Here is a 13,099-nt window from a genome sequence, read left to right as displayed (position 1 = left end):
AAGTTTTGAGGTTCGCATAATATTTTTATCTTTAGAGAGAACGAAAAGTAAGATTTTATGTCAAAAAAAGTAAAGGATTTCGGAATCGAAAAAACGCTGAAAAATTTAGGTATTAAAGAAGAAAATAAAGGTACCTCAACAGGCGGAAAATATTTCGCTTCAGGAAAGGTGATAGAAAGCATTTCTCCTGTGGACGGAAAGTTGATCGCTAAGGTAAAAACTTCCGGAGAAAGTGATTATGACAAAGTAATTGAAACTGCTCAAAAAGCATTTCAGGAATTCAGGCTGATCCCGGCTCCCAAAAGAGGAGAGATCGTAAGACAGCTGGGCTTAAAATTAAGAGAATACAAAGACGATCTTGGTAAACTTGTTTCTTACGAAATGGGTAAGTCATTACAGGAAGGACTTGGAGAAGTTCAGGAAATGATCGATATCTGCGATTTCGCTGTAGGACTTTCAAGACAGCTTCAGGGATACACAATGCACTCTGAAAGACCTGGACACAGAATGTATGAGCAATACCATCCGCTAGGGGTTGTAGGAATCATTACTGCATTCAACTTTCCGGTAGCTGTGTGGTCCTGGAACACAGCATTAGCATGGATCTGTGGTAATGTTACCATCTGGAAACCATCTGAGAAAACACCACTTTGTGCCATTGCATGCCAGAATATAATGATTGAAGTTTTAAAGGAGAATAATCTTCCTGAAGGACTTTCAAGTGTATTGGTATCAGACCACGAAATCGGACAAAAATTAGTAGATGATAAAAGAGTAGCACTGGTATCTTTCACAGGATCTACAAGAGTAGGAAGAATGGTTTCTTCTAAAGTAGCAGAAAGATTCGGAAAATCTATTCTTGAATTAGGAGGAAACAACGCTATTATCATTACGAAAGAAGCCGATATTGACATGTCTATCATCGGAGCCGTTTTCGGAGCGGTAGGAACTGCAGGACAGAGATGTACCTCAACAAGAAGACTGATCATCCACGAGAGCGTATACAATGAAGTAAAAACAAGACTGACAAAAGCTTATGGCCAGCTTAAAATAGGAAATCCATTGGATGAAAACAACCATGTAGGACCACTTATTGACACTGATGCTGTAAACCAATACGAAGAAGCAATCAAGAAATGTAAAAAAGAAGGAGGAAAATTCGCTGTTGAAGGCGGAGTTTTAACTGGAAAAGATTACGAATCAGGATGCTACGTGAAACCTTGTGTTGCAGAAGTGAAAAACTCTTATGAGATTGTTCAGCATGAAACCTTTGCACCAATCTTATATCTGATCAAATACAAAACATTAGAAGAAGCGATTGCCATTCAGAATGATGTTCCTCAGGGATTATCTTCTGCTATCATGACTCAGAACTTAAGAGAGGCAGAATTGTTCCTTTCTCATGCAGGTTCAGACTGTGGTATTGCCAACGTAAACATTGGAACTTCCGGTGCTGAAATCGGTGGAGCTTTCGGTGGAGAAAAAGAAACCGGAGGAGGAAGAGAGTCAGGTTCTGATGCTTGGAAGTACTATATGAGAAGGCAAACCAATACTATAAATTATACCGCTCAACTTCCTTTAGCACAAGGAATTAAATTTGATTTATAAAAGCTTTACTTAAAGCACTCAAAAAACAAAAAAAAGCTTAATAACCTGAATGATTAAATGATTCATTCTTTGGATCATTTAATCATTCACTTATTAAATCACACAACAATTTATTATGGAACAAACATTAGATATAAAAGCAAATAAAGTAAAAGAAACAGTAGGGAGACATGTGTTGGCAGACGGTTTCGATTTTGTGATGGATATTGAAAAATCACACGGATCATGGCTTTATGATAAATTGACAGATAGAGAATATCTGGATATGTTCTCCATGTTCGCATCAGCATCTATCGGATACAATCACCCTTATCTTTTGGAGAGATCAGAGTGGTTGGGAAGAATGGCTGTGAACAAGCCGACTTTGGCTGACGTTTATTCAGAAGAATATGCTCATTTCCTTGAAGTATTCGAGAGAGTAGTTATTCCTGAAGAATTACAATATGCTTTCTTTATCGAAGGCGGAAGTCTGGGCGTTGAAAATGCAATGAAGGCATGCTTCGACTGGAAGACCCGCAAAAACTTTGCAAAAGGACTAGATACAGAAGCAGGAATCTGCATTCACTTCAAACAGGCTTTCCACGGAAGAAGCGGTTATACATTGAGCTTAACCAATACTTCTGACCCAAGAAAGTACCAATATTTTCCAATGTTCAACTGGCCAAGAATTTTAAATCCAAAATTAAAATTCCCGATTACAGAAGAAAACCTGGAAGAAACAATTAAAAATGAAAACCTTGCTTTACTTCAGATTGAAGAGGCTATCCTGATGAACCCTAATAAAGTGGCTTGCATCATCATAGAACCTATTCAGGCAGAAGGAGGTGACAATCATTTCAGAGACGAATTCTTATTAGGATTAAGAAGAATCTGTGATGACAACGAAATCTTACTTATTTTTGATGAAGTTCAGACAGGGATTGCTATTACAGGGAAAATGTGGGCATTCCAGCATTTTACAGCAAAACCGGATATCATCTCTTTCGGGAAAAAAGCTCAGGTTTGCGGTGTATTAGCCAATAAAGAAAAGTTTGACGAAGTTCCGAATAACGTTTTCAGAGAAAGTTCAAGAATCAATTCTACCTTCGGAGGAAACTTTATAGACATGCTTCGTTTTCAATTGGTAATGGAAGTTATCGAAAAAGAAAACCTTGTAGAAAATGCAAGAGTTGTTGGAGACTTCTTATTGGAACGCTTAAAAGGTTTTGCTGAAAAATATCCTGAAAAAATTTCAAATGCAAGAGGAAGAGGCCTGATGTGTGCGATTGATCTGCCCACAGCAGAACAAAGAAACCACCTGATGAATGAGCTTTTCAACGATGGATTGATCATTCTTCCATGTGGAGATCAGTCTCTTCGTTTCAGACCTCATTTGAATGTTACAAAGGAAGAAATCCAGCTTGCTTTAGACAAAATTGAAAACAATATTAATAAAATTTAAACTTTCGGAATTTGTAATTTTGAAAAAATTATCGTATATTTAGATACTCAAACAATTAGGATATGGAAAGAAGTACGAGAGTATCAGTTTATGTAAGTGATAACCCTTCAGAAATTCAATTGGTTAAGTCTAAATTGGATGATGCTGAAATTACAAATACCGTTGAAAATAACTATCTTACGTTTACTACAACACCTACAGCAACTTCGCTAAAGGTAATGGTAGATTTGGAAGATGAAACAAAAGCATTTGATATTATTGATGCTTACCTTCAACAAAGTGAGAATCAATAAACAATTTCATAATTTTAAATTTTACTACTTCGAACCGAAAATTAATTTCTTATTAATTTTCGGTTTTTTAATTATAAACTATTATAGAAGAGGTTTTAAAGATTAAACAACTAGCTGTCATTCTAGATTTTTAATTCTTTAAACCATCTCATTTTTTAATCAAATATGACAACATGAATCCAGAGATTAAACTAAGACAAGCGAAAACTGAAGAAAGAAACAGTATTTGGGAAATTATCCAGCAATCCATAGAAAGAAGAAGACAGGATGGAAGTACCCAATGGCAGAACGGATATCCTAATCTTGGAACCGTAGAAAGTGATATTGCCAAAGGATTCGCTTATGTGATGACAGTAGATGGGGAAATTGCGGTATATGCAGCTTTGATTCTGAATGATGAGCCGGCTTACAGTACCATTGAAGGAGCATGGCTGAGTGACGGTGAATTTGTAGTAGTGCATAGAGTAGCTGTTGACGAAAAATTTGCAGGACAAGGGATGGTAAAAAAACTTTTTGATGAGATCGAAGAATTCACCAAGTCCCATGGAATTCAGAGTATTAAGGTAGATACCAATCATGATAATCTTGCTATGCTGAAAATCCTTGAAGGCAGAGGCTATTCCTATTGTGGAGAGGTTCTTTTAAAAGACGGAATGAGAAAGGCCTTTGAGAAGATTATAATTTAAGCAAAAAGTTAAATCATCTTTCATTGAATTTTTAAACCGGGGTGTATTTATAAACTCTATCAGGTTTGTTCGTTTGGTTCTGAACTAATTTTTACATTTGTTGAAAATTTTTATATTATGCACCAAAGTATAGAAATTGATGAAAAAATTTTTCAGGATGCCGTAAAGTTCTATGGCACCGTGTTTAGCTTACCCCCTTTAGCATCGAAAATTTATTCCTACCTTCTTTTTGACTATGAGAAAGTAGGAATTACTTTTGACGAATTTGTTGAAGTGCTCTCTGCGAGCAAAAGCTCCGTTTCTACAAGTATTTCATTACTGTTAAATGCACAGCTTATCGTAGACCACAATAAAATGGATGAGCGGAAACGATATTTTTTCATCAATGATGAATACAAGAAAATACGATTCGAAAAAATTGTCCAAAAGATGCAAGACGAATTAAAACTATTAGATGATTTAAACAATTTTAAAAAAAGTAAAGACGATGGATACAATGAAAGAATAGAAGTTTACAAAGCACTCTTAAATAAAAACATAGAAAATATTCAGGAATCTCTTAATAAACTATAAAATGAATAATAAGCTAGTTATACTTTCCATTGCAGCGCTTTCACTGACTGCCTGCAAAAAAGAAGCTCCCAAACAAGATGGTGCCAAGCCGTACCCTGTTGTTTCTGTGGAGTCAAAAAATATAGTGGGTTATCAGACGTTTCCGGCTACCATCCAAGGTAGAGTAAACAATGATGTACGTGCAAAAATACAGGGTTACATTACCCAGGTATTGGTAGATGAAGGACAATATGTTACAAAAGGACAGCCATTGTTCCGTCTGGAAACTAATATTCTGAACGAAAATGCCGCCGCTTCCAAAGCAGGAATTGGCGCTGCTGAATCGAGTATTGCAGCAGCTCAGGCTTCTGTAAATGCCGCTCAGGTTGAAGTGAACAAACTAAAACCTCTGGTTCAGAAAAATATCATCAGCAACGTACAGTTACAGACAGCTCAGGCTCAGCTGGCTCAGGCGCAAGCTCAGTTACAACAGGCCAATGCTGCCAAAAGACAGGCAGAAGCGAATTATAAAGGAGTAGAAGCCAATATCGAATACTCAATCATTCGTGCTCCTATTTCAGGGGTAATCGGAAGACTTCCGTTAAAAGTAGGAAGTTTGGTAGGACCGTCTGATCAGACCCCTCTGACAACAATTTCTGATACTTCTGAGATCTTTGCCTACTTTGCGATGAATGAAAAAGAGTATTTTGATTTCCTTGAAAAAGCTCCAGGATCTTCTATGCCTGAGAAAATCAAAAACTTACCCATGGTTGAGCTGCAGTTAGCAAACGGAAGCCTTTATCCTGAAAAAGGAAAAATTGAAGCCATTACCGGCCAGATTGATCCTACAACAGGGACTATTCAGTTCAGAGTTGTGTTCTCCAATGCTCAAAAATTATTAAGCAATGGGAACAGTGGAACCATCAGATTCCCTCAGCGTTATGATAATGTTCTTGTCGTTCCTGAAAGCGCTACGTACGAACAACAAGGTATTGTGTACGTATACAAAGTAGAAAAAGGAGATACTGCGAGAAATGTTGTGGTAAATGTTATTGACAGAATCGACAATTTGGCTCTTATAAAATCAGGAGTTAATAAAGGGGAAACAGTTATTGCAGCTGGTATCGGAGGTTTGAAACCGGGAACAGCTGTGAAGCCAAAACCAATCAAAATGGATAGTCTTGTTCAATCAATAAAACCGAAATTCTAATGATAAAAAACTTTATTAACAGACCGGTTTTATCTACCGTAATCTCAATCTTGATTGTGATTCTCGGTGTGCTAGGGCTGATCTCGTTACCGGTTACACAGTATCCGGACATTGCACCGCCCACGGTAAGTGTTTCTGCAAACTATACGGGAGCCAATGCGGAAACGGTGATGAAAAGTGTGGTAGTACCTTTGGAAGAGCAGATCAACGGGGTGGAAGGAATGGATTATATCACTTCCTCTGCGGGAAATGACGGTTCTGCCCAGATCCAGGTTTTCTTCAAACAAGGAATAGACCCGGATATTGCAGCGGTAAACGTACAAAACCGTGTAGCCAGAGCGACACCTTTGCTGCCGTCCGAAGTAACGCGTTCAGGGGTTGTAACTCAAAAGCAGCAGACAAGTGCCCTGATGTATATGTCTTTCTATTCTGAAAATAAAGATCTTGATGATGTATACCTTCAGAACTTTTTGAATATCAATATTATTCCAAACCTTAAAAGGGTAAATGGTGTAGGGGATGCCAACGTTTTCGGAGGTAAAAACTACTCTATGAGAATCTGGCTGGATCCTGCAAAAATGGCTGCCTACAGTGTAACTCCTACCGATGTTACCAATGCGATCAATGAGCAGAGTAGAGAAGCTGCGGCGGGTTCTATTGGCCAGAACAGTGGAAGTTCTTTTGAATATATCATCAAATATGTAGGTAAATTCAACGATAAAGAACAGTACGATAATATCATCATCAAATCTCTTGCAAACGGACAAAACCTGATGCTGAAAGACGTTGCTAAAGTAGAACTGGCAGGGCAGTCTTATACAGGAATCGGGGAAAATGGAAATTCACCTTCTATCAGTATGGGGATCTTCCAGACACCGGGTTCCAACGCACAGGAGATTATTAAAAATATAAAAACATATCTGAAGTCAGCTGAAAGTACTTTCCCTAAAGGAATTAAATATACCTTTAACTTCGATACCAACGAATTCCTTGATGCCTCTATTGAAAAAGTAGTGCATACTTTAATTGAAGCGTTTATTCTGGTATTTATTGTGGTGTATATTTTCCTTCAGGATTTCAGATCTACCCTGATTCCGGCCATTGCGGTTCCGGTATCTATTGTGGGAGCTTTCTTCTTCCTGAACCTATTTGGATATTCATTGAACTTATTGACCTTGTTTGCATTGGTACTTGCCATCGGTATTGTGGTGGATGATGCCATTGTGGTCGTCGAGGCCGTACACGCGAAGATGGAACACGGTATTTCTGATGCTAAAAAGGCAACGGTAGAAGCAATGGATGAAATTACAGGAGCAATTATCTCTATTACTTTGGTAATGGCAGCCGTATTTATCCCTGTAACTTTTATTACAGGTCCTACAGGAGTATTCTACCAACAGTTTGGGATTACGCTGATTATAGCGATTATTATTTCTGCTATTAATGCATTAACGCTGAGTCCGGTTTTATGTTCATTATTCTTAAAACCTCACGAAGAGCACCATACAGAGTATAAAAACTTAAACCTGCTTCAGAAGTTTTTCTATAAATTTAATATTGCTTTTAAAACAACTACTGAACGTTACGGAAGAGGATTTGTGTTCCTGTTAAGACATAAATGGGTAACCCTGATTATTTTCGCTGTAACCGGAGGAATCTTATTCTGGGCAAGCAGCAGTATGAAGAAAGGGTTTGTACCTACAGAAGACAGAGGGATTATCTTTACAGATGTTCAGCTTCCTCCGGGAGCTTCTATGGAGAGAACATATAATGTGCTGAAAACACTTCAGGCCAAAGCATTGAAAGTTCCGGGAGTACAAAATGTTACGATTTCTACCGGTAGAGGTTTCCTATCCGGAAATGGTAGTAATAATGGTCTTGCCTTCGTTAAATTGAAACCTTTTGAGGAAAGAAAAGGCGCTGGACAAAGTTCTGAAGATATTACCAAAAGACTATTTGGTATTGTAGGGTCCGTTCCTGATGCCAAAGTAGTATTCTTCCAACCGCCAAGTGTACCAGGATTTGGTAACAGTGCAGGTTTTGAAATGGTATTGCTTGATAAATCAGGTGGAGACTATGCTGACCTGGATAATAAAACCAATGAATTCATCGGTAAGCTGATGCAGAGACCTGAGATTCAATTTGCTCAGACTTCATTCAATACAAAATATCCTCAATATCAGATGGATATCAATGTTCCATTAGCAAAACAGCTTGGTGTTTCCGTAAGTGATATCCTTGCTACCATGCAGGGGTACATCGGGGGTATTTATACTGCTGACTTTACAAAATACGGAAAACAGTTCAGAGTAATGGTTCAGGCTCTTCCTGATAACAGAAAAAGTATTGATAACCTGAATGAGCTGTATGTAAAAACCGGCTCAGGTGTCATGTCTCCGATCTCCCAGTTTGTAACCCTTACTAAAGCATACGGGCCACAATCTGTAAGCCGTTATAACCTGTTTACCTCCGTGAAGGTGACAGGAGCAAACTCTGATGGATATAGTTCCGGGGATGCCATTACTGCTGTACAGCAGGTGGCCAATGAAACCCTGAATCAGAACTATGCCGTAGAATTTACAGGGTTGACCAGAGAAGAATTGAATTCAGGATCTCAGACGCTTCTTATTTTTGGGCTAAGTTTGATCTTCGTTTACTTTATCCTTTCTGCGCAGTATGAAAGCTATATTCTTCCGCTGATTGTTATTATTTCTCTTCCTCTTGGGGTAATGGGAGCGTACTTTGGACAGAAGATTATGGGCTTGGAAAATAATATTTATTTCCAGATTGCCCTGATCATGCTTGTAGGACTACTGGCGAAAAATGCGATCCTTATTGTCGAATTTGCTGTTCAGAGAAGACATCATGGTGAAACGATTGTAATGTCAGCCATCAATGCAGCTAAAGCCAGGGTGAGACCGATTCTAATGACATCGTTTGCCTTTATCTTCGGTTTACTGCCGTTAGTTCTGGCAAATGGAATTGGTGCAGTAGGGAACAGATCTATTGCGACGGGTGCAGCAATCGGACTATTGATAGGAACTATTTTGGGATTATTTGTCATTCCGGTTCTGTATGTCATCTTTGAAACATTGCAGGAAAAAATTAAACCTATCAAAAAAGAAGAGATCAATTTAGCAGAATAAAATTAATTAGAGAAGTTAGAAGCTGGATATTAGAAATTAGTCTAAAATCAGGTCTAGCTTCTAGCCTCTAACATCTAATTTCTAATTTTAAATAATGAAGAGTTTATTAAACATCATAAAAGGAATCACTTTTTCAGTTTTCATACTCGGAGCCGTCTCATCATGTATGGCAAGAAAAGAGTATGAAAGACCGAAAAACGTTGTAGACGAAAAGCTTTTCCGTACGGATATGCTTCCTTCTGACAGTGCCAGTATCGCAGATATTTCATGGAAAGAAATATTCACAGATCCAATATTGCAGGGGCATATTTCTAAAGCACTGGCAAACAACCTTGATATCAGAATCGCTTTAGAAAGCATTAATTCTGCAGAAGCTTATCTTAAACAAAGCAAAGCTGCTTATCAGCCGACACTTTCTATCGGGCCCAACTATACTTTTCAAACGCAGTCAATCAATACTCAGTTTGGACAGATCATTGGGGAAAGACGTTATGTGAACCAGTTTGACATTACAGGAACTATCGGATGGGAAGCAGATATCTGGGGGAAATTAAAAGCACAGGAGAAAGCACAATTAGCAACTTACTTGGGAACTGTTGCCGCTCATAAAGCGGTAAAAAGCAGTCTTGTATCCTCTATTGCTTCTGCTTATTATCAATTGCTGACTTTTGATGCCCAGAAGAAAATTATTACAGAAACGATTGCTGTACGTGAGAAAAACTTAGAGACTACCAAAGCTCTGAAAATTTCAGGAACCGTAACAGAAGTAGCAGTACAGCAGAGCGAGGCTCTTGTGTTCAATGCGAAATCATTACTGATTGATATTGATACACAGATCCAGCAGCTTGAAAATACCATGAGTCTTTTGATGGGAGAGCCTTCTCACTCTATTGAAAGATCTACATTGGAAGGGCAAAATATTCCGATCGATTTGAAATTGGGGTACCCGGCTCAGCTTTTGGCTAACCGTCCGGATGTGATGAGAGCGGAATATAACTTAATGAATACTTTCGAGTTGACAAATGCTGCCAAAGCCCAGTTTTATCCTACTTTAAAATTGACAGGAAGTGGAGGACTTCAGTCTGTGGATATTGATCATTTATTCAGTGTAAACTCATTATTCGCGAATGTAGTAGCAGGGCTGGCACAGCCAATTTTAAATAAAAGACAGATCAAGACTAACTATGATGTAAGTCTTGCAAATCAGGAAACGGCTTATTTAAACTTTAGAAAAACAGTTCTTACTGCTGGAAAAGAAGTTTCAGATGCCATCAGAGTATTTTCTGTACAGGATTCATTTATTGAATTAAAACAAAAAGAATTGAATGCCTACAAAAAATCTGTTGACTATTCCCAGGAATTGGTGAACTATGGTATGGCAAACTACCTTGAAGTATTGAATGCAAGTGTGAATTCATTGAACGCGGAACTTAATATTTCCAATGCACGATATAGTAAAATGAAAGCAGCTGTAGAGCTTTATCAGGCTTTAGGCGGAGGCTGGAAATAATACTATTTTTGTTAGATAATGAAAACGTATGTCAGAAACGGCATACGTTTTTTTATTTTCTATATCGATAAAACGAAGTCCACCATCCAGATCAGAAAATTTAATTCAATTTTAAATAGGTATGTTAAAATTCTTTAAAAAATACAGTTTGTTTGTATATATGTATTCAACTACGTAGTTTTGTACTTTAAAATACAAACACTATGAAACTGGAGATACAAACCATAGGAAATTCATATTCAGAGCAGGCGATTGACTTGATTTTGACTATTCAGCAGAAGGAGTTTAATATTCCGATTACGATACAGGATCAGCCTGATCTTTTGCAGATAGAAAGTTTCTATAAGGATGCCGGAGGTAACTTCTGGGGAGCCTTTGTGGAGGAAGAACTGGTGGGTTCTATTGCATTGGTTAAGTTTGATGAAAGGGCAGGAGCGATCAGAAAAATGTTTGTTAAAAAAGAATTCAGAGGAAAAGAACTGAATATTGCTCAGGAATTATTAGAAGTTTTAATTTCTTTTTGTAGGGAAAATGGAATTGATGATCTGTATTTAGGAACCATAAATGTATTGAAAGCAGCTCAACGTTTCTATGAACGGAATCAGTTTGTGAAGATTGAAAAAGAAAATCTTCCCGTGAAATTCCCTTTAATGAGTGCCGACGATATTTTTTACCATTTACATATTGACTAAACATGAATGTGATCAACGAAGCAGGAATTCTTGCGATATCCACCAGACTGCATCGCCTCAGTGAACAATTGAGGAAAGACGGAGCCTTGATCTATAAAGCATTCGGAATTGATTTTGAACTGAAATGGTTTCCGGTCATTTTTACCATTTATAAAAAAGAAATAGTCAGCGTTGTCGAAATTGCCAATGAGATAGGGTACACTCATCCGTCCACTATAACTTTACTCAAGGAACTGGAAAAACTAGAACTGATACAATGGGAAAAAGATAAGCAGGATGAGCGTAAAAGACTGTTTAAGCTGACTTCGAAAGGCCAGGAACTCATCGATAAGATGAAACCCGTTTGGAAACTGATGTCACAGATTCTGGGAGGTATCACCGATAATAAAAATAATCTGCTGATGGCAATCGATGAAGCAGAAGAGAAAATAGCCAGCCAGTCTTTTTATCAAAGGGCGCTGCAGGTGAAGAATTCGAAATAAATTATTTATTGTATTGAAAAGAGTTGTACTGATAGGGTATAGCTCTTTTTATTCTATAACTATATCAAGTAATTCTCTGAAAGAATCTATGCTTTGTAAATATTGTTTATCCTCCTCCGTGAGTTCATTGATGCCAAGTGCAATATCTTCTGATGCTTTTCCATCCTGACGTTTAAGAGCCAATTCAATGGATTCAATTTGGGGTTTCTTATTAAGTCCCAGTATTCTCAAATCTATTCGTTGTCCTTCTTTGATTTCACCTTTTATAATATCTCCTGTTAAGAAAAATTGTCTTCCTGTAATTTGAAAAGTATTGTTGAGTTTAAATTGAGCAACGACTAAATGATGCCAGGTATAACCACAGTATCTGCATTGTTTGGCATATGGAGTACGGGCTAGTTTATCACATTTCGGACAGTTGTTGAAAAATACTTTCTCAGGAGTTTCAGTCATTATCCGAGTTATAATGTTCTGTTTAAAAACCTCATTACCATTTTCTAATAGATTGGCGATCTCAGGATCGGAACTTATCCAGTTCTTTTCTATCATTATCTTTCTGAATTGAGGATTTTCATGATTCTTGGCAGAAGAGATTTGATGTTTCAGTGCTAACTTTTCATGTTTAGTCATTAGTTCACTGAAATAGTTAATAATATAATCCGTGGTTTCCTGGTCCATATCCAATTGAAAAGAGTTAAATGATTTTAATTATTTGTCTTGTCTAAATTATCATTTATTTATCATAGAATTCGATTTTATACTGACAAACCGTTGTCACTCGTTTTTTTTAATTTTACATTATGAGAAAGTTTAAAAACACAATATTATGGGAACAGCTTCAGAAAGATCAACGGTATATGTAAATACAAAAGCAGAATGGAGAGAATGGTTGGAAAACAATCATCATGTGGAACAATCTATATGGCTTGTATGCAATACCAAAAAATCTAATCTACCTGTTGTTTATTGGTCGGAACTAGTGGATGAAGCACTTTGTTTTGGCTGGATTGACAGTACGAGGAAGACCATTGATGAAGGTTCTTTTATGCAGTTATTCAGCAGGCGGAAACCCAAGAGTACATGGTCAAAGATCAACAAAGAGAAAGTTGAAAGACTGATTGAAAATAAACGGATGACTCAGGCAGGACTTGAAACGATCAGAATTGCAAAAGAAAATGGTTCCTGGACTATTTTAGATACTGTGGAAGAATTGATCATTCCGGAAGATCTGAATGAAACATTTAAACTTCATAAAGGTTCGGAAGCATACTTTTTAAGCTTGAGCAAATCAATAAAAAAAATGATGCTGCAATGGATTGTACTTGCCAAAAGACCCGAAACCAGGAAAAATCGTATTGATGAAATAGCAATACAGGCAGCTCAGAATAAGAAACCTAAAAACTTTTAAGCTTCAGGCCTGCGACTGATATAAAATAGGCTGTCCCATTTTTGGGACAGCCTATTCAATTGATTTATTAT

12 protein-coding genes are annotated in these 13,099 nt (G+C 37.4%); 11 read left to right on the top strand and 1 reads right to left on the bottom strand.

Features of this window, described 5'->3' with window-relative positions; translation table 11 throughout:
* Positions 1–57 precede the first annotated feature (57 nt).
* The 10 genes from amaB (at position 58) to AC07UM_RS00925 (ending at position 11,620) form a co-directional block, all read left to right on the top strand.
* The gene (gene amaB, locus AC07UM_RS00970) at positions 58–1,608 is read left to right on the top strand and encodes an L-piperidine-6-carboxylate dehydrogenase (protein ID WP_103234564.1); all 1,551 of its coding nucleotides are present in this window, start codon (positions 58–60) and stop codon (positions 1,606–1,608) included.
* Between the two features lie 115 nt (positions 1,609–1,723).
* Complete coding sequence (gene lat, locus AC07UM_RS00965) at positions 1,724–3,049, top strand: L-lysine 6-transaminase (protein ID WP_494682889.1); 1,326 nt, start codon at positions 1,724–1,726, stop codon at positions 3,047–3,049.
* Between the two features lie 62 nt (positions 3,050–3,111).
* Positions 3,112–3,342 carry a DUF2007 domain-containing protein gene (locus AC07UM_RS00960; RefSeq protein WP_103233441.1) on the top strand — a complete coding sequence of 77 codons (231 nt, stop codon included), beginning with the start codon at positions 3,112–3,114 and terminating at the stop codon, positions 3,340–3,342.
* Between the two features lie 173 nt (positions 3,343–3,515).
* The gene (locus AC07UM_RS00955) at positions 3,516–4,028 is read left to right on the top strand and encodes a GNAT family N-acetyltransferase (protein ID WP_494682890.1); all 513 of its coding nucleotides are present in this window, start codon (positions 3,516–3,518) and stop codon (positions 4,026–4,028) included.
* 117 nt (positions 4,029–4,145) lie between these two features.
* Positions 4,146–4,601, top strand: coding sequence for a transcriptional regulator (locus AC07UM_RS00950; protein ID WP_065394571.1), 456 nt, complete (start codon positions 4,146–4,148; stop codon positions 4,599–4,601).
* 1 nt (position 4,602) lies between these two features.
* The gene (locus AC07UM_RS00945; protein WP_103233438.1) at positions 4,603–5,790 is read left to right on the top strand and encodes an efflux RND transporter periplasmic adaptor subunit; all 1,188 of its coding nucleotides are present in this window, start codon (positions 4,603–4,605) and stop codon (positions 5,788–5,790) included.
* Entirely contained in the window at positions 5,790–8,936 is a 3,147-nt protein-coding gene (locus AC07UM_RS00940; protein ID WP_494682891.1) for an efflux RND transporter permease subunit, read from the top strand. Before AC07UM_RS00945 ends, AC07UM_RS00940 begins: the two co-directional genes overlap by 1 nt.
* 94 nt (positions 8,937–9,030) lie before the next feature.
* Positions 9,031–10,446, top strand: a complete 1,416-nt coding sequence (locus AC07UM_RS00935) for an efflux transporter outer membrane subunit (RefSeq protein WP_103233436.1) — start codon at positions 9,031–9,033, stop codon at positions 10,444–10,446.
* 203 nt (positions 10,447–10,649) lie between these two features.
* Positions 10,650–11,138, top strand: coding sequence for a GNAT family N-acetyltransferase (locus tag AC07UM_RS00930; RefSeq protein ID WP_494682892.1), 489 nt, complete (start codon positions 10,650–10,652; stop codon positions 11,136–11,138).
* A 2-nt stretch (positions 11,139–11,140) separates the two neighbouring features.
* Entirely contained in the window at positions 11,141–11,620 is a 480-nt protein-coding gene (locus AC07UM_RS00925) for a MarR family winged helix-turn-helix transcriptional regulator (RefSeq protein WP_494682893.1), read from the top strand.
* A gap of 48 nt (positions 11,621–11,668) precedes the next feature.
* Here the strand turns inward: AC07UM_RS00925 and AC07UM_RS00920 are convergent, their stop codons facing one another.
* The gene (locus AC07UM_RS00920; RefSeq protein WP_494682894.1) at positions 11,669–12,298 is read right to left on the bottom strand and encodes a hypothetical protein; all 630 of its coding nucleotides are present in this window, start codon (positions 12,296–12,298) and stop codon (positions 11,669–11,671) included.
* Positions 12,299–12,446: 148 nt separating this feature from the next.
* Between AC07UM_RS00920 and AC07UM_RS00915 the strand changes: the two genes are divergently transcribed.
* Positions 12,447–13,028: a YdeI/OmpD-associated family protein gene (locus AC07UM_RS00915; RefSeq protein ID WP_494682895.1), complete on the top strand. Its 582-nt coding sequence runs from the start codon at positions 12,447–12,449 to the stop codon at positions 13,026–13,028.
* The last annotated feature ends 71 nt before the right edge of the window (positions 13,029–13,099 follow it).

It is taken from the genome of Chryseobacterium sp. GW821-FHT04C04 (assembly GCF_059420365.1).
This window is presented reverse-complemented; position numbering and strand designations above follow the sequence as displayed.

What these genes read in the sequence shown, in the direction of transcription:
- amaB (WP_103234564.1), top strand. Translation starts at nt 58, where the DNA reads ATGTCAAAAAAAGTAAAGGATTTCGGAATCGAAAAAACGCTGAAAAAT.
- lat (WP_494682889.1), top strand. Translation starts at nt 1,724, where the DNA reads ATGGAACAAACATTAGATATAAAAGCAAATAAAGTAAAAGAAACAGTA.
- AC07UM_RS00960 (WP_103233441.1), top strand. Translation starts at nt 3,112, where the DNA reads ATGGAAAGAAGTACGAGAGTATCAGTTTATGTAAGTGATAACCCTTCA.
- AC07UM_RS00955 (WP_494682890.1), top strand. Translation starts at nt 3,516, where the DNA reads ATGAATCCAGAGATTAAACTAAGACAAGCGAAAACTGAAGAAAGAAAC.
- AC07UM_RS00950 (WP_065394571.1), top strand. Translation starts at nt 4,146, where the DNA reads ATGCACCAAAGTATAGAAATTGATGAAAAAATTTTTCAGGATGCCGTA.
- AC07UM_RS00945 (WP_103233438.1), top strand. Translation starts at nt 4,603, where the DNA reads ATGAATAATAAGCTAGTTATACTTTCCATTGCAGCGCTTTCACTGACT.
- AC07UM_RS00940 (WP_494682891.1), top strand. Translation starts at nt 5,790, where the DNA reads ATGATAAAAAACTTTATTAACAGACCGGTTTTATCTACCGTAATCTCA.
- AC07UM_RS00935 (WP_103233436.1), top strand. Translation starts at nt 9,031, where the DNA reads ATGAAGAGTTTATTAAACATCATAAAAGGAATCACTTTTTCAGTTTTC.
- AC07UM_RS00930 (WP_494682892.1), top strand. Translation starts at nt 10,650, where the DNA reads ATGAAACTGGAGATACAAACCATAGGAAATTCATATTCAGAGCAGGCG.
- AC07UM_RS00925 (WP_494682893.1), top strand. Translation starts at nt 11,141, where the DNA reads ATGAATGTGATCAACGAAGCAGGAATTCTTGCGATATCCACCAGACTG.
- AC07UM_RS00920 (WP_494682894.1), bottom strand. Translation starts at nt 12,298, where the DNA reads ATGGACCAGGAAACCACGGATTATATTATTAACTATTTCAGTGAACTA.
- AC07UM_RS00915 (WP_494682895.1), top strand. Translation starts at nt 12,447, where the DNA reads ATGGGAACAGCTTCAGAAAGATCAACGGTATATGTAAATACAAAAGCA.